This is a genomic window from Bradyrhizobium sp. (genome assembly GCF_035273305.1).
GTDB lineage: Bacteria > Pseudomonadota > Alphaproteobacteria > Rhizobiales > Xanthobacteraceae > Bradyrhizobium.
In genome coordinates, this window is the sequence record NZ_DATEPI010000070.1 from 1 (window position 1) to 19,969 (window position 19,969).

At 58.7% G+C, this 19,969-nt stretch carries 14 protein-coding genes, 2 tRNA genes and 1 pseudogene; 8 read left to right on the forward strand and 9 right to left on the reverse strand.

Features of this window, described 5'->3' with window-relative positions:
* The 4 genes from VJV58_RS04610 to VJV58_RS04625 all read left to right on the forward strand — a co-directional run.
* Positions 1-554, forward strand: a 554-nt coding sequence (locus tag VJV58_RS04610) for a DUF3365 domain-containing protein (RefSeq protein WP_324136165.1), incomplete at its 5' end; no start/stop codon positions are given.
* 96 nt (positions 555-650) lie between these two features.
* Positions 651-3,350 (forward strand): response regulator, encoded by a 2,700-nt coding sequence (locus VJV58_RS04615; RefSeq protein WP_324136166.1) that lies wholly within the window; start codon positions 651-653, stop codon positions 3,348-3,350.
* Positions 3,351-3,372: 22 nt separating this feature from the next.
* Entirely contained in the window at positions 3,373-3,747 is a 375-nt protein-coding gene (locus VJV58_RS04620) for a response regulator (protein ID WP_324136167.1), read from the forward strand.
* A gap of 9 nt (positions 3,748-3,756) precedes the next feature.
* Positions 3,757-5,355 (forward strand): adenylate/guanylate cyclase domain-containing protein, encoded by a 1,599-nt coding sequence (locus tag VJV58_RS04625; RefSeq protein ID WP_324136168.1) that lies wholly within the window; start codon positions 3,757-3,759, stop codon positions 5,353-5,355.
* Between the two features lie 54 nt (positions 5,356-5,409).
* On the opposite strand, the gene VJV58_RS04630 is transcribed toward VJV58_RS04625, so the two are convergent.
* The 6 genes from VJV58_RS04630 to VJV58_RS04655 form a co-directional block, all read right to left on the reverse strand.
* A tRNA-Val gene (locus tag VJV58_RS04630) sits at positions 5,410-5,484 on the reverse strand.
* A 205-nt stretch (positions 5,485-5,689) separates the two neighbouring features.
* Positions 5,690-8,116 carry an endopeptidase La gene (lon, locus tag VJV58_RS04635; RefSeq protein WP_324136169.1) on the reverse strand — a complete coding sequence of 809 codons (2,427 nt, stop codon included), beginning with the start codon at positions 8,114-8,116 and terminating at the stop codon, positions 5,690-5,692.
* 307 nt (positions 8,117-8,423) lie between these two features.
* Positions 8,424-9,698, reverse strand: coding sequence for an ATP-dependent Clp protease ATP-binding subunit ClpX (clpX, locus tag VJV58_RS04640; RefSeq protein WP_324136170.1), 1,275 nt, complete (start codon positions 9,696-9,698; stop codon positions 8,424-8,426).
* Positions 9,699-10,117: 419 nt separating this feature from the next.
* Positions 10,118-10,753, reverse strand: coding sequence for an ATP-dependent Clp protease proteolytic subunit (locus VJV58_RS04645; protein ID WP_324136171.1), 636 nt, complete (start codon positions 10,751-10,753; stop codon positions 10,118-10,120).
* A 245-nt stretch (positions 10,754-10,998) separates the two neighbouring features.
* The gene (gene tig / locus VJV58_RS04650; RefSeq protein WP_324136172.1) at positions 10,999-12,360 is read right to left on the reverse strand and encodes a trigger factor; all 1,362 of its coding nucleotides are present in this window, start codon (positions 12,358-12,360) and stop codon (positions 10,999-11,001) included.
* 169 nt (positions 12,361-12,529) lie between these two features.
* Positions 12,530-12,614, reverse strand: a tRNA-Leu gene (locus tag VJV58_RS04655).
* Positions 12,615-12,764: 150 nt separating this feature from the next.
* On the opposite strand from VJV58_RS04655, the gene VJV58_RS04660 reads away from it, so the two are divergent.
* Positions 12,765-14,084, forward strand: a complete 1,320-nt coding sequence (locus tag VJV58_RS04660; RefSeq protein ID WP_324136173.1) for a multicopper oxidase family protein — start codon at positions 12,765-12,767, stop codon at positions 14,082-14,084.
* 10 nt (positions 14,085-14,094) lie between these two features.
* Here VJV58_RS04660 and VJV58_RS04665 read toward each other — a convergent pair whose 3' ends face one another.
* Entirely contained in the window at positions 14,095-15,594 is a 1,500-nt protein-coding gene (locus VJV58_RS04665) for an NAD(P)H-hydrate dehydratase (RefSeq protein ID WP_324136174.1), read from the reverse strand.
* A 356-nt stretch (positions 15,595-15,950) separates the two neighbouring features.
* Here VJV58_RS04665 and VJV58_RS04670 point away from each other — a divergent pair, with 356 nt between their 5' ends.
* Both VJV58_RS04670 and glnA read left to right on the forward strand, forming a co-directional pair.
* Positions 15,951-16,289 (forward strand): P-II family nitrogen regulator, encoded by a 339-nt coding sequence (locus VJV58_RS04670; RefSeq protein WP_324136175.1) that lies wholly within the window; start codon positions 15,951-15,953, stop codon positions 16,287-16,289.
* 116 nt (positions 16,290-16,405) lie between these two features.
* Positions 16,406-17,815, forward strand: coding sequence for a type I glutamate--ammonia ligase (gene glnA / locus VJV58_RS04675; RefSeq protein WP_324136176.1), 1,410 nt, complete (start codon positions 16,406-16,408; stop codon positions 17,813-17,815).
* Positions 17,816-17,899: 84 nt separating this feature from the next.
* Here glnA and VJV58_RS04680 read toward each other — a convergent pair whose 3' ends face one another.
* Entirely contained in the window at positions 17,900-18,670 is a 771-nt protein-coding gene (locus VJV58_RS04680) for a gamma-glutamyl-gamma-aminobutyrate hydrolase family protein (protein ID WP_324136177.1), read from the reverse strand.
* Positions 18,671-18,762: 92 nt separating this feature from the next.
* Positions 18,763-19,455 (reverse strand): hypothetical protein, encoded by a 693-nt coding sequence (locus VJV58_RS04685; protein WP_324136178.1) that lies wholly within the window; start codon positions 19,453-19,455, stop codon positions 18,763-18,765.
* Between the two features lie 212 nt (positions 19,456-19,667).
* Here VJV58_RS04685 and VJV58_RS04690 point away from each other — a divergent pair.
* Positions 19,668-19,969, forward strand: a pseudogene (locus VJV58_RS04690) (AI-2E family transporter); the annotation flags it as partial.

Sequence of the window (19,969 nt, forward strand, 5' to 3'; positions counted from 1 at the left end):
CCGGTCACGTGGTGCTGGAGCAGGCGATCGAAATATTCAAGAAGACCACCGGAACGGATCCGGCCACCATTGATCCGTCCTCGCGCCTTGGCAAGCTCCTGCGCGCCCAGATGGACGCGATCGTGGACGCCACAGATGCGAATCAAGGAACCATCAATGCCAAGGGGGTGGGATTCAAGGCCTTCATTCCCGCGGTGTTTGCGCGACTGGTAAATGAAGCGTTCGAGACTCGCGCGAAAGACCAAGCCGAAATCAAGGTGACGGCTCCCGAGCAGCTTGTCCGCAACCGGAAAGCGCGGCCCGACCAATGGGAAGCTGACGTCATGCGCAGTAAATTGCTGCAGGCGAATTGGCCTCGCGGGCAAGCCTATGCGGCTGATGCGACCACCAAAGGCCGGCCCGCCTACCGCATGATGATGCCTGAATATTACGTGCCATCATGTCTTAGCTGTCACGGCTCCCCCAAAGGTGAAACCGACATCACGCATTATCCAAAGGAAGGTGGCAAGGAAGGCGATCTGGGCGCAGTCATAAGCGTGAGCCTATTCAAATAGTGCCGCACATATCGCTGCTTACTTCTCAATTCCCAGTAGGACCAACTCAGGCTGAAAGTACGACAATGGTTCTTCCGGACGCTATGAAATAGAGTGATGTCTCGTCTCACCATCCGCGCGCGCCTCATCATTTTATCAGGTGCGTTGCTGTGCATGCTAATTGCCACAAATCTATATCTCACCAATAAGCTAGCCAACAGCTCGGCCGCGGTCGCCCACGAAACCGAACTAAGCAGCATTATCGAATCCGCCAACAACGCCCGTATCGCCTTCGGTGAGATGCGTTATTGGCTCACCGATCTCGCCGTCAGTTTGCTCACTCCGTCGGAGACCAACGCTGCGGCAGCCCGAGCCCGCATGGACGATTATCTCGAACAGCTTGCGTTGCGGAAGCCCAAGCTGGTCGCGGCTGTTCGCGCCGAACGAAATGAATTCGAAAATAGCGCCAACGAAGCTGTCGATAGATATACCAACGACCAACGTGTGCTCGGCAACTCAAAGTTAGCCCAGGCGCGCGATCACAGCGTTAAAGTCGATGAATTGCTTGGCTCCCTCAATAAGGAGTTGAGGGAAGAACTGACCGCCGAACGCAATCAGATCGTTGAAAACGTAACCACTGCCACGCGGAGAACATTAGCCGCTGATCTGCTGATCGTGGCGCTTGGTGTGCTCCTTACGTTCGTCATTCTGCGTTCGATTGCAATTCCGATGCGACAACTTATCGGAGCCATAGACGGGCTAAGCGCTGGCAACCTTGCGGTTTCAATCCCTCCGGCCAGCCCTGACGAAATCGGCACGATGGCGCACACCCTTGGTCTGTTCCGCGACAGTCTCAAGGAACGTGACCGCTTTGCTGCTGAAGCCGAGGCGCAGCGCAAAACCATAGCGGCCGCGATCGCCACAATCTCCGAAGGCTTCGTGCTTTACGATGCCGAGGACCGCATGGTCCTGTTCAATGATCAGTTCCGGGCTATCTACCCGGGGTTGGCTGACTTAATCAAACCGGGCACCAAGTTCGATGAGGTGCTGAATGCGGTGGTCTCGCGTTCGCTGGTGGACCTCGGCAGGCAGACCCCGGAGGAGTGGCTTGCGGAGCGGCGAGCGCGGCATCAGCATTCGGGCGGATTTGCTGAATACCGATACGGCGGCCGCTTCGTCCGCATCAGCGAGCGCCGTATTCAGGGCGGAGGTACGGTAGCCGTCTACTCCGACATTACCGAACTTCGAACGCAGAATCTCGAGCTCGAAGAGGCGAGAGAGCTGTCGGAAGTGGCCAATCGGACCAAGAGCCAATTCCTCGCCAACATGAGTCACGAGTTGCGGACACCGCTTAACGCGATCATCGGCTACAGCGAAATTTTACAGGAAGATGCTGTCGATAACGGGCAAGAGCAGCTCGTCCCCGACTTGAAGAAAATCGAAGGAGCTGGCCGTCATCTACTGGGATTGATCAATGACATTCTCGACCTCTCGAAGGTTGAGGCCGGTAAGATGGACGTGTTTATTGAGGAGATCGATCTTTCGTCCCTGCTGGACGAAGTGAAATCGATCATCGCGCCGTTGGTCGCAAAGAACGGTAACGAGCTGGAGGTGCGTCTGGCCGATCACGTTGGAAAGATGCGCAGTGACCGAACAAAGCTGAAACAATGCCTTCTGAACGTTCTAAGCAATGCCAGCAAATTTACCCAGGACGGCAAGCTCACGGTTCAAGTGAGGCGGTTCGAAACGGATGGTCCTAAGATCGAGATTGTAATCTCCGATACCGGGATCGGTATGAATGAGGATCAGATCGGGCGTTTGTTCCAGGCATTCAGCCAGGCTGACGCTTCGACCACCAAAAAATTTGGCGGCACCGGCCTTGGGCTCGCGATCACACGTCATTTCTGCAGGTTGCTCGGCGGCGATATTTCCGTTGCGAGCCAACCAGGCGTTGGCTCAAGCTTTACGATCGTTCTTCCCGATCAGGCAGCTGAACCGGAATCGTTGAAACCGGTAGAATCGGCTCTAGAAGCCCCTCGTAGCACCTCGGCGGGTTCAACCGTCACTGTGCTGGTGGTGGATGATGACCCCGCCGCGCGCGACCTTCTGACCACGAATTTGGGGCGGGAAGGCTATCGCACCGTTCAGGCGCGCGGTGGCGACGAGGCGCTGGAGCTTGCTCGCAAGCTGCGCCCCGATGCCATAACTCTAGACGTTTTAATGCCCAAAAAAGATGGCTGGACCGTACTGGGAGCTCTCAAAGCCGATCCTGTGCTTCGCGACATCCCCGTCGTTATGGTCACAGTGGCACCCGACCGTGGCATAGGCCTGTCGCTTGGAGCGGCCGAGGTAATGACCAAACCAGTCGATCGTGGCCAGCTTACCGCGCTGCTCCGCCAGCTCCTCTCGCGCGATGGGCCGATTTTAGTGGTCGAGGACGATCTGGCCACGCGCGAAACGGTTCGTCATACCGTCGAAAAGCTGGGACTCACCGTCGCTGAAGTGACAAATGGTCGTCTTGCTCTCACTTGGCTCGCGGAAAATTCAGCCCCTGCGTTAATTCTGTTGGATCTGATGATGCCGGAGATGGACGGGTTCGAATTCCTGGACACATTTAATCGTCGGCCCGACTGGCGCCACATACCGGTAGTCGTTATCACTGCCAAGCAGCTGACGGCGGCAGAGCGCGCCCTTCTCGCCGGCCGGACCCGTATCGTCATCAGAAAAGGCGCTTCAATGGACACCGATGTTGCTGACGCGATCAGGAAAGCGGTGGGCCAACGTGGGAAACGCCGCCCAGACAATGCGCAAACCTAGTTTCTCGATCACTGGTGAATGAATGACAAAGATCTTACTGGTCGAGGACAACGAGATGAATCGCGACATGCTCTCGCGTCGTCTCGCTCGCAAGGGCTTTGATGTCGTCATGGCCGTCGATGGCGGCGAAGCCGTCTCCATGGCTAAGAGCGAGCACCCGGATTTGATCCTGATGGATATGAGCTTGCCAGTTATCGATGGATGGGAAGCGACGCGGCTGATGAAGACTACCGAGATCACCGCGCATATTCCGGTCATTGCGCTGACAGCGCATGCCATGTCGGGAGATCGCGAAAAGGCGCTAAACGCCGGGTGCGACGACTATGACACAAAACCCATTGAGATGCCGCGCTTGCTGGAAAAGATCGAAGCTCTTCTCGTCCGCGCACGAGGATAGCTTAGCGCCATGAAGGAACCGGGCCAGCGCCTCGAACGTGCCCTTGCCGCCTTCGCGCGCCAGGAGTTCGGGGCTCCGGTTGCAACGATCATCGGCCTGACCGAAATCATGATCGAGGATGCGCGCCGGATTGGAGACGATCTGCTGGCATCCGATCTGGGCCGCATCCATTCGGCCGGACTGCTGCTTCAAGGCCAAGTCAGTCAATTGGTCGATCTGGCTACCCAGGGCTCATTGGACGCCATCGGCGACACTGACACGGTCAAGGCCAAGCTCCGGCATGATTTGCGCACCCCGCTAAATGCCATCAAAGGCTACAGCGAATTGATTATTGAGGCGGCGCGCGAAAGCGGTCAAAAGGACCTGATTGCCGACACGGGAAAGCTGCTGAGTGCCGCCGAGCAACTGCTCGGACAAATCGACAATCTCGTCGGCCTGGCGGGTGCTGGAGATGAATCGGCAGAGGCGCCGCTTATTGCCATGCCTTCCCGCAGTGTCATCGACCAGGTGATGCGCTCAATTCAGCCGATCACACCAAACGCCCGACGCGATCAGAGCATCTCCAGCCGGATCCTTGTTGTCGACGATATGGAAGCCAATCGGGAGCTTCTTTCACGCAGGCTGAGTCGCGATGGCCATTTCGTCACGATGGCAAACGACGGCCACTCGGCCCTGGATCTGCTAGATAAAACCGAGTTCGACCTGGTGCTACTTGACTTGATGATGCCGGATATCAATGGGTTCGATGTACTGCGCCGGTTGAAGGAAGATCCGGCCATCCGCCACATCCCTGTGATCATGATTTCGGCGCTTGATGAAATCGATAGCATTGTTCGTTGCATTGAAGCCGGCGCCGAAGACTACATTCCCAAGCCTTTCGATCCGGTGCTCCTCGCTGCACGGATTGATGCGACACTGGAGAGGAAGCGGCTCCGCGACCGCGATCACGCGTTCACGCTTGAACTGCAGGCCGAGAAGAGCAAGTCGGACGCATTGTTATTGAATATCTTGCCTGCGGGGATCGTCGAGCGGATGCGTCAAGGGGAAGTGGGGATCGCCGATCGCTTTCCCGACGCTACTATTTTGTTCTCGGATCTTGTCGGCTTTACAAATCTTGCCAGCAAATTGTCGCCCGGGCAGATCATCGAGATTTTGAACAATCTGTTTTCTTCATTCGATGCGTTGGCAAAGCAACTGCGGCTCGAAAAGATCAAAACGATCGGCGATGCCTACATGGTCGCGGGCGGGCTGCCGGAGGAAACACCCGACCATGCTGTTGCCGTAGCCGACATGGCGCTAGGCATGATCGATGCCGTGCACCAGATCGGACTTGAGTTCGGCGAGAATCTTCAGGCCCGCATCGGCATTCATTCGGGCGAGGTCGTAGCCGGGATCATCGGTCAGCATCGTTTCATCTATGACGTTTGGGGAGATACCGTAAATACGGCCAGCCGCTTGGAGACATCCGGACTGCCCGATCGTATTCAAATATCGCAGCAAACATATCAGCGCATCCGCGACAAATTTCATTGCGAACTGCGCGGGCCGGTTGAAGTGCGGGGAAAAGGGGCGATGCTGACCTATTTCTTGGGAGCACGTCGCGACTAGGAGGGCGTAATGGCTCTCGCGAAAACCTGTCGCTTGCGGAAGCAGCGCCCATGCTGGTAGGCGGTGACGGGATCGAACCGCCGACATCCTGCGTGTAAAGCAGGCGCTCTACCTCTGAGCTAACCGCCCCCTGAACCTTCTGTTTAGCGCCGCGACGCCATCGCGCGCAAGCCGCTGTGGCAATCAAAAGGCGGCGCCCCGGTCAGGACGTCGCCTCTCGCAAACCATCGTAAACTCTGGAGCCCGGCTCTGATTGAATCAGAACCGGGCTCCAGCTTATTCTTCCGACGGCGTTTTCTTCACGCGAACCGGCGCCGCTTCGCTCGAAAACGCTCTAATGCGCTGTCAAACCGCCGGCGGCCTCGTCGCCGGCCTCGGGCTTCACCGGCACCTTGGTGTCCTCCTCCCAGACGATCGGTACTGGGGGCCTTACCAGGGCCTTGGAGACGACATCATCGAGCCGTGCTACCGGAAGGATGGTCATTCCGCCCTTGATCGCATCGGAAATTTCCGTGAGATCCTTGGCATTGTCTTCCGGGATGAGCACCGTCTTGATGCCGCCCCGCGCAGCCGCCAGCAGCTTCTCCTTCAAGCCGCCGATCGGCAGCACCCGACCGCGCAGGGTGATCTCGCCAGTCATGGCGACATCATGCCTGATCGGGATGCCCGTCATCACGGAGACGATCGCGGTAGCCATCGCAACGCCGGCCGACGGGCCGTCCTTGGGGGTGGCCCCTTCGGGCACGTGGACGTGAATATCGCGCCTGTCGAACAATGGCGGCTCGATGCCGAAGCCTACCGCGCGCGAGCGGACATAGGACGCCGCCGCGGAAATCGACTCCTTCATCACGTCACGCAAATTGCCCGTGACCGTCATCTTGCCCTTGCCAGGCATCATGACGCCTTCAATCGTGAGCAACTCGCCGCCGACATCGGTCCAGGCCAGGCCAGTGACAATGCCCACCTGATCGTCGGTCTCGATCTCGCCATAGCGATATTTCGGAACACCGAGGAATTCTTCGAGCGACTTCTCGCCGACCTTCACCGATTTCTTCTTCGAGATCATCAGCTCCTTCACCGCCTTGCGGGCAAGCGTCGAAAGCTCACGTTCGAGGTTGCGTACCCCGGCTTCGCGAGTGTAGCGCCGGATCATCAGCAACAGCGCGTCATCATCGATCGACCACTCCTTCGGGTCTAGCCCATGCTTGGAGATCGCGTTAGGGATGAGATGCTTGCGCGCGATCTCGACCTTCTCGTTCTCGGTGTAACCCGCGATCCGGATGATCTCCATACGATCCATCAGCGGACCAGGAATATTCAGGGTGTTCGCCGTGGTGATGAACATCACGTTTGACAAATCGTAGTCCACCTCGAGATAGTGGTCGTTGAACGTCGAATTCTGCTCAGGGTCCAGCACCTCAAGCAGGGCCGATGACGGATCGCCCCGGAAGTCGGCGCCCATCTTGTCGATCTCGTCCAGCAGGAACAGCGGATTCGATGTCTTTGCCTTGCGCATGGACTGGATAATCTTGCCGGGCATCGACCCGATATAGGTCCGTCGGTGTCCACGGATTTCCGCTTCATCGCGCACGCCTCCGAGCGAAACGCGCACGAATTCGCGTCCCGTTGCTCTCGCGATCGACTTACCGAGCGAGGTCTTGCCGACGCCCGGAGGACCGACGAGACACAGGATCGGCCCAGTCAGCTTATTTGCACGCGACTGCACCGCCAGATACTCCACGATGCGATCCTTGACCTTCTCCAACCCGTAGTGGTCGTTGTCCAGGGTCGTCTGAGCCGCGACCAAATCCTTCTTGACCTTGGATTTCTTATTCCACGGAATCGAGAGCAGCCAATCGAGATAGTTGCGCACGACCGTTGCTTCCGCGGACATCGGCGACATCTGACGCAGCTTCTTGAGCTCGTGCTGCGCCTTCTCGCGGGCCTCCTTCGAAAGCTTGGTTTTAGCAATCTTCTCTTCCAGGTCAGCAAGCTCGTCGCGACCTTCGTCGTCGCCGAGCTCCTTCTGGATCGCCTTCATCTGCTCATTAAGGTAATATTCGCGCTGCGTCTTTTCCATCTGGCGCTTGACGCGCGAACGGATGCGCTTCTCGACCTGCAGCACCGAAATCTCACTCTCCATCAGCCCGAGCACCTTCTCGAGGCGCGCGGTCACGGACAGCGTCTCCAGGATTGCCTGACGATCGGCGATCTTGACCGCGAGATGAGAGGCAACGGTGTCGCCGAGCTTGGCGAAATCGGTAATCGCCTGCACGACGCCGACGACTTCGGCGGAAATCTTCTTGTTCAGTTTGACGTAGCTCTCGAAATCGGAAACCACGGAACGCGCGAGCGCCTCGGCCTCAACCGATTTGGCGTCGGTGTCCGAAAGCGCGATTGCGGTCGCCTCGTAATATTCCGACCGCGCAGTGTACTTTTGCACACGCGCGCGCTCGAGGCCTTCCACCAGCACCTTTACAGTGCCATCGGGAAGCTTCAGCAGCTGCAATACGCTGGCTAGCGTGCCGGTCTCATAGATTGCGTCCGGGGTCGGATCGTCGTCCGACGCGTTCTTCTGCGTCGCGAGCATGATCAGCGCGTCGTTCTTCATCACTTCTTCGAGGGCGCGGATCGATTTCTCACGGCCAACGAACAGGGGCACGATCATGTGCGGGAAAACGACGATGTCGCGCAGCGGCAGCACCGGGTAGGAGTGGCTTTCGCCGTGCACGATAGATGGCCGGGGTTTTGGGATTGTCATGGCCTATTCCTTTTGTTGTGCCCCCTTGGACGCAGTCCGCCATTGCGCAACCGCCACAAGGTGCAGGGATATTCCGGGAGTGATTGGCCGCAGATGGCCGACCTATCCGGATCGTTTACTGCGACGAATCTGCAGATGTTCTTTCATCGCCAAGAGCATTAGGTGGCTATGGACCGCAGGGGTGTCAAGCGTTGAAAAAGGCCGGAAAACATGGCCGAACGCACGGGACAATCTTACACGCAAACTGCCGACGACAATGTCGCCAGCTGTCTTGTTGCGCACCTCAACTCCGAGCCAGCCACGCGCCTCAGGCGCTAGCGCTGCTCTCGACGGCGCGGTCGGAACGATCGGCGTAGATGTAGAGCGGCCGAGCAGTTCCCTCCACCACTTCGCGGGAGATAACCACCTCTTCGACGCCTTCCAATCCGGGAAGATCGAACATGGTCTCGAGCAGGATGCTCTCGAGAATAGAACGCAGCCCCCGCGCGCCTGTTTTGCGCTCGATAGCTTTGCGAGACACAGCCCCAAGCGCTTCGTCCGCGAAGGTGAGTTCGATATTCTCCATCTCGAACAATCGCTGATACTGCTTCACAAGCGCGTTCTTCGGATCGGTCAGGATCTTCTTCAGTGAAGCCTCATCGAGATCCTCTAGCGTCGCTACCACTGGCAAGCGGCCGACGAACTCCGGGATCAGGCCGTACTTCAAGAGATCCTCGGGCTCGACGTGGCGGAAGATTTCGCCAGTGCGGCGATCTTCCGGCGCCAACACCTGGGCGGCGAAGCCGATCGAGGTCGAACGCCCGCGCGCGGAGATGATTTTCTCCAGTCCCGAAAATGCGCCACCGCAGATGAACAGAATGTTGGTGGTGTCGACCTGCAGGAACTCCTGCTGCGGATGCTTGCGCCCCCCCTGCGGAGGAACGGATGCGACGGTGCCCTCCATGATTTTCAAGAGTGCCTGTTGGACGCCCTCACCGGACACATCCCGGGTGATCGAGGGGTTGTCGGACTTGCGGCTGATCTTGTCGATTTCGTCGATGTAGACGATACCGCGCTGCGCGCGCTCGACGTTGTAGTCCGCCGACTGCAGCAGCTTCAGGATGATATTCTCGACATCTTCGCCGACATAGCCGGCTTCGGTGAGCGTCGTGGCATCCGCCATCGTGAACGGCACGTCGAGAATGCGCGCCAGAGTCTGCGCCAGTAGCGTCTTGCCCGAACCGGTCGGGCCGATCAGCAGAATGTTCGATTTCGCGAGTTCGACGTCGTTGTGCTTGGTCTGGTGATTCAGCCGCTTGTAGTGATTGTGGACGGCGACCGAGAGCACTTTCTTGGCATGACTCTGCCCAATGACGTAGTCGTCCAGGACCTTGCAGATTTCCTTTGGGGTCGGAATGCCGTCGCGCGACTTCACGAGCGAGGATTTGTTCTCCTCGCGGATGATATCCATGCACAGCTCAACGCACTCATCGCAGATGAATACGGTCGGACCCGCAATCAATTTGCGGACTTCGTGCTGGCTCTTGCCGCAGAACGAGCAATACAGCGTATTCTTGGAGTCGCTCGTGCCGACCTTGCTCATTCCTATCTCCGTCCGCCGTTCGATCTCATCCGCTCAGTTGACCTATTCCGGCACGAACCGGCGCCTAGGTCTAAATAGAGCAAATTCCGTACCAAAAAAGACCCAACACTCCAAATGCCCTGCGGCTCGAATCTCCTGTCATCGTAGCCGACCTCGCCTAGCCAATCATGGTCGCACCCGACTATCAAGAATTCGCTAATCAGCCCAACATCCGCTTCTCGTGACAATACCGTGATTTGCGGCATTCGCACGAGCCCGAACCTCGCGAAATCAGCCGAGCGTTGCGCGATTGCCACGCCCGCGTGAGGCGAAACGGAACCCTGCCGGCGCGAGGGCGATAATATGGCTCGCTAGCGACTTGAATTGCCGATGGCAATGGTCTGTTAACGCCTATACCGCGGTTTGTGATCCGTCGGGCTTCACGGAGCCTTTGCAGTGGCGGGATCTTCCAAGCGCTTGTCGATCACCTTATCGACGATACCGAAGTCGCGGGCCATGTCGGCCGTAAGGAACTTGTCGCGTTCCAGCGCATCCTCGATCGCCTTGTAGGTCTGCCCCGTGTGTTTGACGTAGATCTCATTCAGCCGCTTCTTGAGATTCAGGATTTCCTGCGCATGCAGCATGATGTCGGTGGCCTGACCCTGAAAGCCGCCAGACGGCTGGTGGACCATGATGCGCGAATTCGGCAGTGAGAATCGCATGTCCTTGTGGCCCGCGGCCAGAAGCAGCGAACCCATCGAGGCTGCCTGCCCCGTGCACAGGGTCGAGACCGGCGGACGGATGAACTGCATGGTGTCGTAAATCGCAAGGCCGGATGTCACCGCCCCGCCTGGCGAATTGATGTACATCGAGATTTCCTTCTTCGGATTCTCGGCTTCCAGAAACAGGAGCTGCGCCACGGTGAGGGTCGACATCCCATCCTCAACTACACCGGTCACGAAGATGATCCGCTCCTTCAACAGGCGCGAGAAGATGTCGTAAGCGCGTTCGCCGCGGTTGGTCTGCTCAACCACCATCGGCACGAGGTTCATGTAAGTTTCCATCGGATCGCGCATTAGTCACCCAAAGTTGGCGGACGAACATCCATCGGCGAGCACTTATTGCCGGGCGCGGAGGCACGTCCCGTGATGCAGGAATTAAAGACAGGGTTCACAGATATGGAGCCAATTTCCCGCTGACAAGAGCAGGTCGAAAGCGTGCTGATTGGCCAGTTGAAGCTGATTCGCGCGGCCGGGCATAGCTTACGGATGCGCAGCCGCGCGCGTTTCGGCTCTCAACCTTAACGCCGCGCCGTGCGCGATCAGGCGGCGCTCTTCTCGGTTTCATCGTCCTTGTAAAGGTCTTCGCGGGTGACCTTTTTCTCGGTGACGTTGGCAAGCTCAAGGATGAAATCGACCACCTTGTCCTCGTAGATCGGCGCACGAAGTTGGGCCAGCGCATTGGCGTTGTTGCGGTAGTAATCCCAAACCTCCTTCTCGCGACCAGGCATCTGCCGAGCGCGCTCAATCACGGCGCGGCTGACTTCGTCGTCGGTGACGGTAATCTTGTTCTTTTCACCGATCTCGGAAAGAACGAGGCCGAGCCGGACCCGACGGTCGGCAATCTTGTGGTATTCTTCCTTGGCAGCTTCTTCCGTCGTGTCTTCATCGGCAAAAGTTTTGCCGCTGGATTCCATTTCGGCCTTGATTGAATTCCACATCAGCTTGAATTCCTCCTCCACGAGTGAAGGCGGTGCCTCGAACCGATGGGATTCGTCGAGGCGGTCGAGCAGCATGCGCTTGACCCGCTGCCGGGTAGCGCCAGCAAACTCGGCGGACAGCCGCTGGCGCGCGGCTTCCTTCAGCTTATCAAGGGATTCCAAGCCCAGCGACTTGGCGAACTCGTCATCGATTTTGCTTTCCTGTGGAGCTTCGATCAGGGTTGCCGTCGTTTCGAATTCCGCCGGCTGACCGGCAAGCTTGTCGTTGGCATAATTCTTTGGAAAGGAGACTTTCAAGTTGCGGGTTTCGCCCGTCGCAATGCCGATGAGCTGTTCCTCAAAGCCGGGAATAAAGGTGTTGGAGCCGATCGTAACCTGGATCCCTTCGCCGGCACCTCCCTCGAACGGGGTGCCGTTAATCGTGCCCTTGAACGAGATGGTAACGCGGTCCCCGGACTCAGCTTTGGCATCCTCGCCTTTCGCAGCATAAGCTCTGTTCTGGTCCGCGATCCGCTTGATAGCATCGTCGACATCCGCGTCGGTGACCTCGGCGATCGGCTTTTCAACCGTAAAGCTCTTGAAGTCCGCGAGCTGGATCGGAGGAACCACTTCGATCGAAACCGTGTAGGTGAGATCGGATTTTCCGGCGAGGATATCCTCAACGGCCTTCTGCTCGGTAGGCATGGTAATCTTCGGCTCGGTGGCCAGGCGGAAACCACGCTCCGTAAAGATTTGAGAATTGGTCTCGCGGATGGTCTGATCAATGGTCTCCGCCATCACCGAGCGGCCATACACCTTCTTGAGATGACTAACCGGCACTTTGCCGGGGCGAAAGCCGTTCAGACGGACCTTGTCCTTGAGGTTCACGAGACGCGCATCCGCCTTGGCATCAAGGTCCGATGCCGGAACGTTGATCTGGAATTCGTGCTTCAATCCCTCGGCGAGGGTTTCTGTGACCTGCATGGCGTCAATCTTCTTCCGCTTTCGTCCGAGCAAAAGCCCGCACATTGTCAATTTGGTCGACGCGCGACGTTGGAGCCTGCGTCAGTGGTTCGGCAGATGCGCTTCTTCGGACTGAGTGCCCCTTCGAAACAGATCCGCCAGTAATCGTCATGCCAACGCCGTCAGCGCTTGGTGCGGGCGGAGGGACTCGAACCCCCACAACTTTCGTCACTGGAACCTAAATCCAGCGCGTCTACCAATTCCGCCACGCCCGCTAATTGCATCATCACCGGCCGCGATGCCGCGGGCGGCGGGCTTATAACATGGGCACACCTCTCCGCAGCAAAAAAACGCCATCCCGAAACCTGCCCCGCAGGTACCCGTGCTAGCTGGACATATCCAGTGGAAAATGTCCGGATCGAACAATGCCAGACAAGATTTCAGGACTGGACCGGCGCGAACTCTTGGCGGGATTGGCCGCTACGGCCCTCGGCCAATCCGCACCGCGGCTGGCATCTGCCCGAGGGCGCAACGGCGTCGCTCTGGAAGCCACGGAACTCGCCATAGCCATCGGCTCCGGGCAACCTGAAATCCCGATATGGGTGCTCCGGAGTTCGCCGCCAGAGCCGGCGGTGCGGCTTATGAAAGGAGATGAGCTCGAAATTGCGATCCAGAACAATCTGCCGGTGCCAGCCGTGCTGAACTGGCGCGGGGTAGATGGAGCGCGGCTGACCGAACCGCTTCTCGTGCGGCCCCCACTGCCGCCAGGCGCCAAAGAAAGCCAAGTGACTCCATTGCGTCAGGCCGGCACTTTCTTGTGGGACCTTCAGCTATTGGGGGACGGCATGGCGCGGCCCTTGCCGGCGCTGCCGCTTATTGTCGCGGAAAGCGAACCGGTGGCGGTCGACCGTGACGAGGTGTTTCTGATCGAGGAGTGGCGGTTGCGCCCTGACGGCACTCCTATCGCCCCGGGAATCGAGCCGAACGGCGCTCCCCCGCTCTACACGGTCAACGGTCGATTAACCCGTGACGTTACGGCACGCGCCCACGAGCGGCTGCGGTTTCGCTTCATTAACGGGTGCCAACGCACGGTAATCGCCCTCAAAATTGAGGACCTCGAAGTTCGCGTCATGGCCCTCGACGGCGAACCGGCCGAGCCTTTCTTGGCGCGCAATGGGGCTATGGTGCTGCCTCCCGGAGGGCGGGTGGATGCTTTCGTGGACGCTAGTGCCTTGCCCGGCGCAACGCCGATCCTGCTCCATAATGGCCAGGAAGCCCGCCCGATTGGCCAGTTAGTTGTGGCAGACCAATCGCCCCTTCGAGATACACCCCTGCCCTTGGCGCCTGCCCTGCCATCCAATGGCCTTCCAGGCAAACTCGACCTCAAAAGCGCCCAACGCTTTGATGTGACCCTTGGGGGAGCGAAAAGCGGTTGGATAAGGCCTGCAAAGGTCGCGCTGTCCGCCCCGCCAGCCTTCCGGGCCAAATTAGGCCGTCCGGTGGTGTTGGGGCTGAGCAACCCGGGGGAAAAGCCAACAATTTTTCACCTGCATGGGCATCATTTCCGGCTGCTCGATCGGTTTGACGATGGCTGGAAGCCGTACTGGCTAGACACGATTGCGATCGAGTCCGGCCAGACGCAAAGGATCGCTTTCGCCGCTGACCATGCAGGGTCCTGGCTGATCGAGAGCGTGGCGACGGACTGGGCGGCACCCCGCCTCGTGCGGTGGTACAGCGTGGAATGATGGAACCGGCTCAGTAGTCGATCCCGAATTCGTCATACAGATGGCGAAACACGGCGGGGAGTACTTCCGGCAAGTCCTCAGCGATCAAGCCGGGGCCGGCCTCGCGCGCCGCCTCACCATGCATCCAGACCCCGATCGAGGCCGCCTCGAAAGCCGGAACGCCTTGCGCGAGTAGCCCGCCGATGATGCCAGACAGCACGTCACCGGCCCCTCCGGTGGCCAGCCAGGGCGGCGCATTGGCCGCGATGGTGGCCCGCCCCGCCGGGGCGGCGACTACCGTGTCCGGCCCCTTCAGCAGGACGACCGCGCCGCTGCGTTGCGCGGCGGTGCGCACCCGTTCAAGTTTGGAGCGAAATGGATGTTTGTTGCTGATATCGCTGAACAGCCGGGGAAACTCGCCCTCGTGCGGCGTGAGAACCACCTGCGCTTCGGGTGATGCTTTAATTGCTTCGAACAATCGATCAGGCGCTTCAGCGAAACTGGTCAGCGCATCCGCATCAAGCACCAGTCCGCGGTTGGCCGATAGCGCCGTAAGGACAAAATCGCGGGTGCGCGGGCCAACACCGGCGCCCGGCCCGATCACGCAGGCGTTGAGACGCTTATCACTCAACATTTCGGCAAACTCAATTGCGGTATCGATCGGGCGAACCATCACGGACGTCAGCGCGGCGGCGTTTACGATCACCGCCTCTCTGGGCGAGGCTACCGTGACGAGGCCAGCTCCGGCGCGCAGACACCCACGGGCGGACATCCGCGCGGCGCCGGTAGTCACGGCATCGCCCGAGATCACGATCGTATGGCCGCGAGAGTATTTATGGCCATCGATGCGTGGCAACGGGAACGATTGGCGCCATTTTTGCGGGAGGTTTTCGAAAGTCTGTGGCTGAATTTCCTCTAGCACCCGAGGATCAATCCCGATATCCGCAACTCGCACCCGTCCGCAGTGGACGCGGCCGGGCAGCAGCAAATGCGCAGGCTTGCGCCGGAAGAAGGTGATGGTTTCGGTGGCGCGCACCGCGACACCCATAACGGCGCCAGTGGTCCCGTTGATCCCGCTCGGCAAGTCCACCGCAATAATCGGAGCACCGTTGGCGTTGATCGCATCGATGACATCGCGCGGTTCGCCACTCACCGGCCGGTTAAGGCCAGCACCAAACAACGCATCGATAATTAGGCCAGGTCTACCGATCGCCTGGGGGTTGAATGGCAATACCGGATATTTCCAACCCTTCGCCGCGGAGCCCGCGTCTCCTTGCAGGTTGTCACGGTCGCCCAGCAAGATCACTGAAACCTCACGGCCTCGCGCCGCCAGTTCAGCCGCCGCGACGAAGCCGTCGCCGCCATTATTGCCGGACCCGGCAGCCACAACGATCGGCCCCTCCGCGACGAGCTCCAGCGCGGCTTCCGCGACGGCCTGGCCCGCGCTCAGCATCAGCGCAAACCCAGGCGTTCCCGCGGCCATGGTGAGCCGATCCGCGCGCTCCATTTCAGAGGTGGTCAAAACTTCCATGCCAAATCCGTGCTGCCGCCCGCCTTATTCTCAGGCATTTGCCCATGCATTGCGAAATCCAGTGCTTGGAAAGTGCATAGCCATTGGTCAGTTTGCCTATTTAGCGGGCTGCCGTATCGTGCTTCCATCTGCTAAACCTCGCGCGGAATGCCTGCTAAACAGCTGATAACCCTCCTGAAGCAGGTGTCCGCGATCTTGTGGCATAGACCCTGCTTTTATCGAGGTCGGTTCCACAGCACCGCATTCAACCGCTCAATCGGACTTCGGCCGCGCATCTACGAACGATCGGACAACATGCGAAGCGCGATGTCGAAGCAAATCTGCCATCGGATACCCAAACGCCCGGGAGGCGCTCAGTGAAGAAAATTGAAGCCATCATCAAGCCATTCAAGCTCGACGAGGTAAAGGAAGCACTCCAGGAAGTTGGACTCCAAGGCATCACCGTTACTGAAGCAAAGGGGTTCGGCCGGCAGAAAGGCCATGCCGAACTCTACCGCGGGGCAGAGTACATCGTGGACTTTCTGCCCAAGGTGAAAATCGAGATTGTAATCGGTGATGACCTGGTCGAGCGCGCCATCGACGCCATCAGACGCGCGGCCCAGACCGGGCGCATCGGCGACGGCAAAATCTTCGTGTCCAACGTCGAGGGAGCCATTCGCATCAGGACCGGTGAATCAGGGCTGGATGCGATCTGACCCGAGTTTGCCGCTAGTCTGATGTTGTATTGGCCTTGCCTGAATTGTAATGAGCTTCACCCACGGTCGCTGCCCGCGGCCAGATCACGACGACCTGTAAGCCAAAAGGGGTATTCATGAAGACCGCCAAAGATGTCCTGAAATCGATCAAGGACAACGACGTTAAATACGTCGATCTGCGTTTTACCGATCCGCGCGGCAAGTGGCAGCATGTGACTTTCGACGTTGGCATGATCGAAGAGGACACGTTTGCCGAGGGTGTCATGTTTGACGGCTCCTCGATTGCCGGCTGGAAGGCGATCAATGAATCCGACATGTGTCTGATGCCGGACCCGGTCACCGCGATTATTGATCCGTTCTTCGCCGAGACCACGATGGTCATCACCTGCGACGTGCTGGAGCCGACCACCGGTGAGCCCTACAACCGCGATCCACGCGGCATGGCCAAAAAGGCCGAGGCCATGGTCAAATCGATGGGCGTTGGCGATACCGTTTTCTTCGGACCCGAAGCCGAGTTCTTCGTCTTCGACGATGTCCGTTATCAGACCACGCCTTACAACACCGGATTCAAGCTGGACTCGGTGGAATTACCGATCAACTCGGATACTGAATATGAGGGCGGCAATCTAGGTCACCGCATCCGCACCAAGGCCGGCTACTTCCCGGTGCCGCCACAGGATTCGGTGCAGGACATGCGCTCGGAAATGCTTGGCGCAATGGCCAAGATGGGCGTCAAGGTCGAGAAGCATCACCACGAAGTTGCCTCGGCCCAGCACGAACTCGGCATGAAGTTCGACAGCATGACGCTGATGGCTGACCAGATGCAGATCTACAAATATTGCATTCATCAGGTCGCGCACATCTACGGCAAGACGGCAACCTTCATGCCGAAGCCGGTCTACGGCGATAACGGCTCGGGCATGCACTGCCATCAGTCGATCTGGAAGGGTGGCAAACCGGTGTTCGCCGGCAATAAATACGCTGACCTCTCGGAAACCTGCCTGTCTTACATCGCCGGCATCATTAAGCACGCAAAGGCGATTAACGCCTTCACCAATCCCTCAACCAACTCCTACAAGCGGCTGGTTCCCGGCTATGAAGCGCCGGTGCTGCTCGCCTACTCCGCGCGTAACCGTTCGGCATCCTGCCGCATCCCGTACACCTCAAATCCAAAGGCCAAGCGGGTCGAGGTACGTTTCCCTGATCCGATGGCCAATCCCTATCTCGGCTTCGCGGCGATGTTGATGGCCGGTCTCGACGGCATCAAGAACAAGCTCGATCCGGGGCCAGCGATGGACAAGGATCTCTACGATCTGCCCAAGGAAGAGTTGAAGGCAATCCCGACAGTGTGCGGTTCGCTGCGAGAGGCTTTGGAGAATCTCGACAAGGATCGCGCTTTCCTCAAGCAGGGCGGCGTCTTCGACGATGACTTCATCGACAGCTATATCGAACTGAAGATGACCGAAGTCGAGCGGTTCGAAATGACACCTCATCCGGTCGAATTCGAGATGTACTATTCGCTTTAGTTTTTAAGCAGCGGCAGCCCGCTTCAGGCCGCGGAATCGAAAAGGCGCTCCCGACGGAGCGCCTTTTTCGTTTCGGTGAATTGCCTACGTGCTTCGTTTGCGCTGCATGAGCGCTTCGCCGAATGCCTGAAACAGTTTGCGGTTGATTGGATTGCGCTGTGGATCGTATTCAGCATGCCACTGCACACCGAGTGCAAAACCGGGCGCGTCGGCAATTCGGATCGCCTCGATCGTGCCGTCCTCCGCCACCCCTTCGACGACAACGCGGCCGCCCGGTTTGAGGATGCCCTGGCCATGCAGGGAGTTCACCCGGATCGTCTCGCATCCGAGGATCTGGGCAAAGGCGCCACCCGGAATCAACGCGACCTCGTGCCGGTCAGCGAATATGACGGTCGGATCAGGATGGATTTCGCCGTTCTCAAGGCGCGGCATCCGATGGTTCATGCGCCCCGGCAGCTCCCGGATTTCCGGATGCAGCGAGCCGCCAAACGCAACGTTCATCTCTTGCAAGCCTCGGCAAATGCCGAACAGCGGGATGCCACGCTCGACGCAAGCTTCCGATAGAGCCAACGCCAGATCGTCGCGATGAATATCGTATGGTTCGTGCCGGGGATCCGCCTCGGTCCCAAAGCGGGTTGGATGGACATTGGCGCGAGCCCCCGTCAGCACCACGCCGTCGACGACATCGAGCAGTGCGGGCATATCCGTAATACTCGGTTCACCCGCAAACATCAGCGGCAATGCGCCGGCGACCTCAGCCACTGCACGAAGATTGCGTTCTCCGACCATTTGCGTCGCAAAACGATTTTCGATCCGATAGGCGTTCCCGATCACGCCGACTACCGGCTTGTTCATTCCCTCAGTCCAATTTCAGGCCGCATAGCTTTTACCAGATCATGCCCGTGGGCCGCGCCCGGATCAACATCTCCAGCGGCAAACCGGAGATGCTATTTCCGCGTGAACGCTTCGCGGGCATCAAGAGTGTCGGTCATCGGCAATCCGGCTGCCTGCATCGCGATCGTCGATGAATTCTCAGCTCCGTTCAGCCAGGGCAATTTCGCTGCTATGCCGCGTGTCACGGGCTCACCGAGCGGACCGCCGAAGTCGAGCGGCCACAGCCCGTTCGGCACCACCTCTACATGAATGTCTCGGAGACGAAATCCGTTGCCGAACTCCGATGCCATCGCGTCGGAGGCAGCCGTCCGAATAGTTGTTGGGTTCCGAACATCAGCGAAGGTGACGAGTACCGGAATGAGGGCGCCGGTCACGGGCACGGTACCGGTCATTCGGCTCATCTCATTGAATGAGACGTTGCGGCCGGCCGCCTTGTAGGCCCGCAACGCCAGATAATTCATTCCGTCCAGATCTATCGTGCCGTCGAGGTGCGCCATCAAGGCAACTAGATTCTTGCCGCCGCCAAGATCGACGAAAACCGCGTCTCCGCGGGTCGTGGTGTGGCCGTGACGACTGTACCCCCTATCGGGGTGCACCGAAAGCACGCCCGATCCCGTCTTCAACCCCTCAGGCGTTTCGACCTCGAGGATAACGCGGTATTTGTGACCGGGCCGATAGATGCGGATCTGATCACCAATGAACAGCACCGCCAATAGCGCCACCGGGCCGAGCCACCTGAAATTCATCCGAACCGCCCCACGTCTTGCCGTGCGTGATCGCTTCGCACAATCGGCACGACAGCGTCAAACCCGCACATTTCCGAAGCTTGATCCTGAACGAGATTGACGAAAGAGTAGGCTGGAAGCAACGGCGTGAGAAGGTATCAACGGTGACAGTCTCGATTGAACGTCAAGGCCGGAATGATCTTGCTTGGGCGATATCGGTCGGCGGTATCGGCATGGTTGGTTTCGCCGCGTTGCTGCTGTTCACCTGGTACTATGCCGCGACCCTATTTCTGATCTTTGCCGGCATGCTGCTTGGTGTAGGCCTGAACGCAATGACGACCATTCTGGGGCATGTCGTCAGATTACCGCATGCGCTCCGATTGACGATCGTATGCCTGGTGCTGGCGAGTCTGCTCTCGGGCGTGGTCTTTCTCGGTGGCACAACGATCGCTCAACAGGCGACCGCTCTAAGCGGCACGCTGAAAGCACACATCGTCAGTGTCAAAGCGTTCCTGGAGCGAAATGGGATCGACAC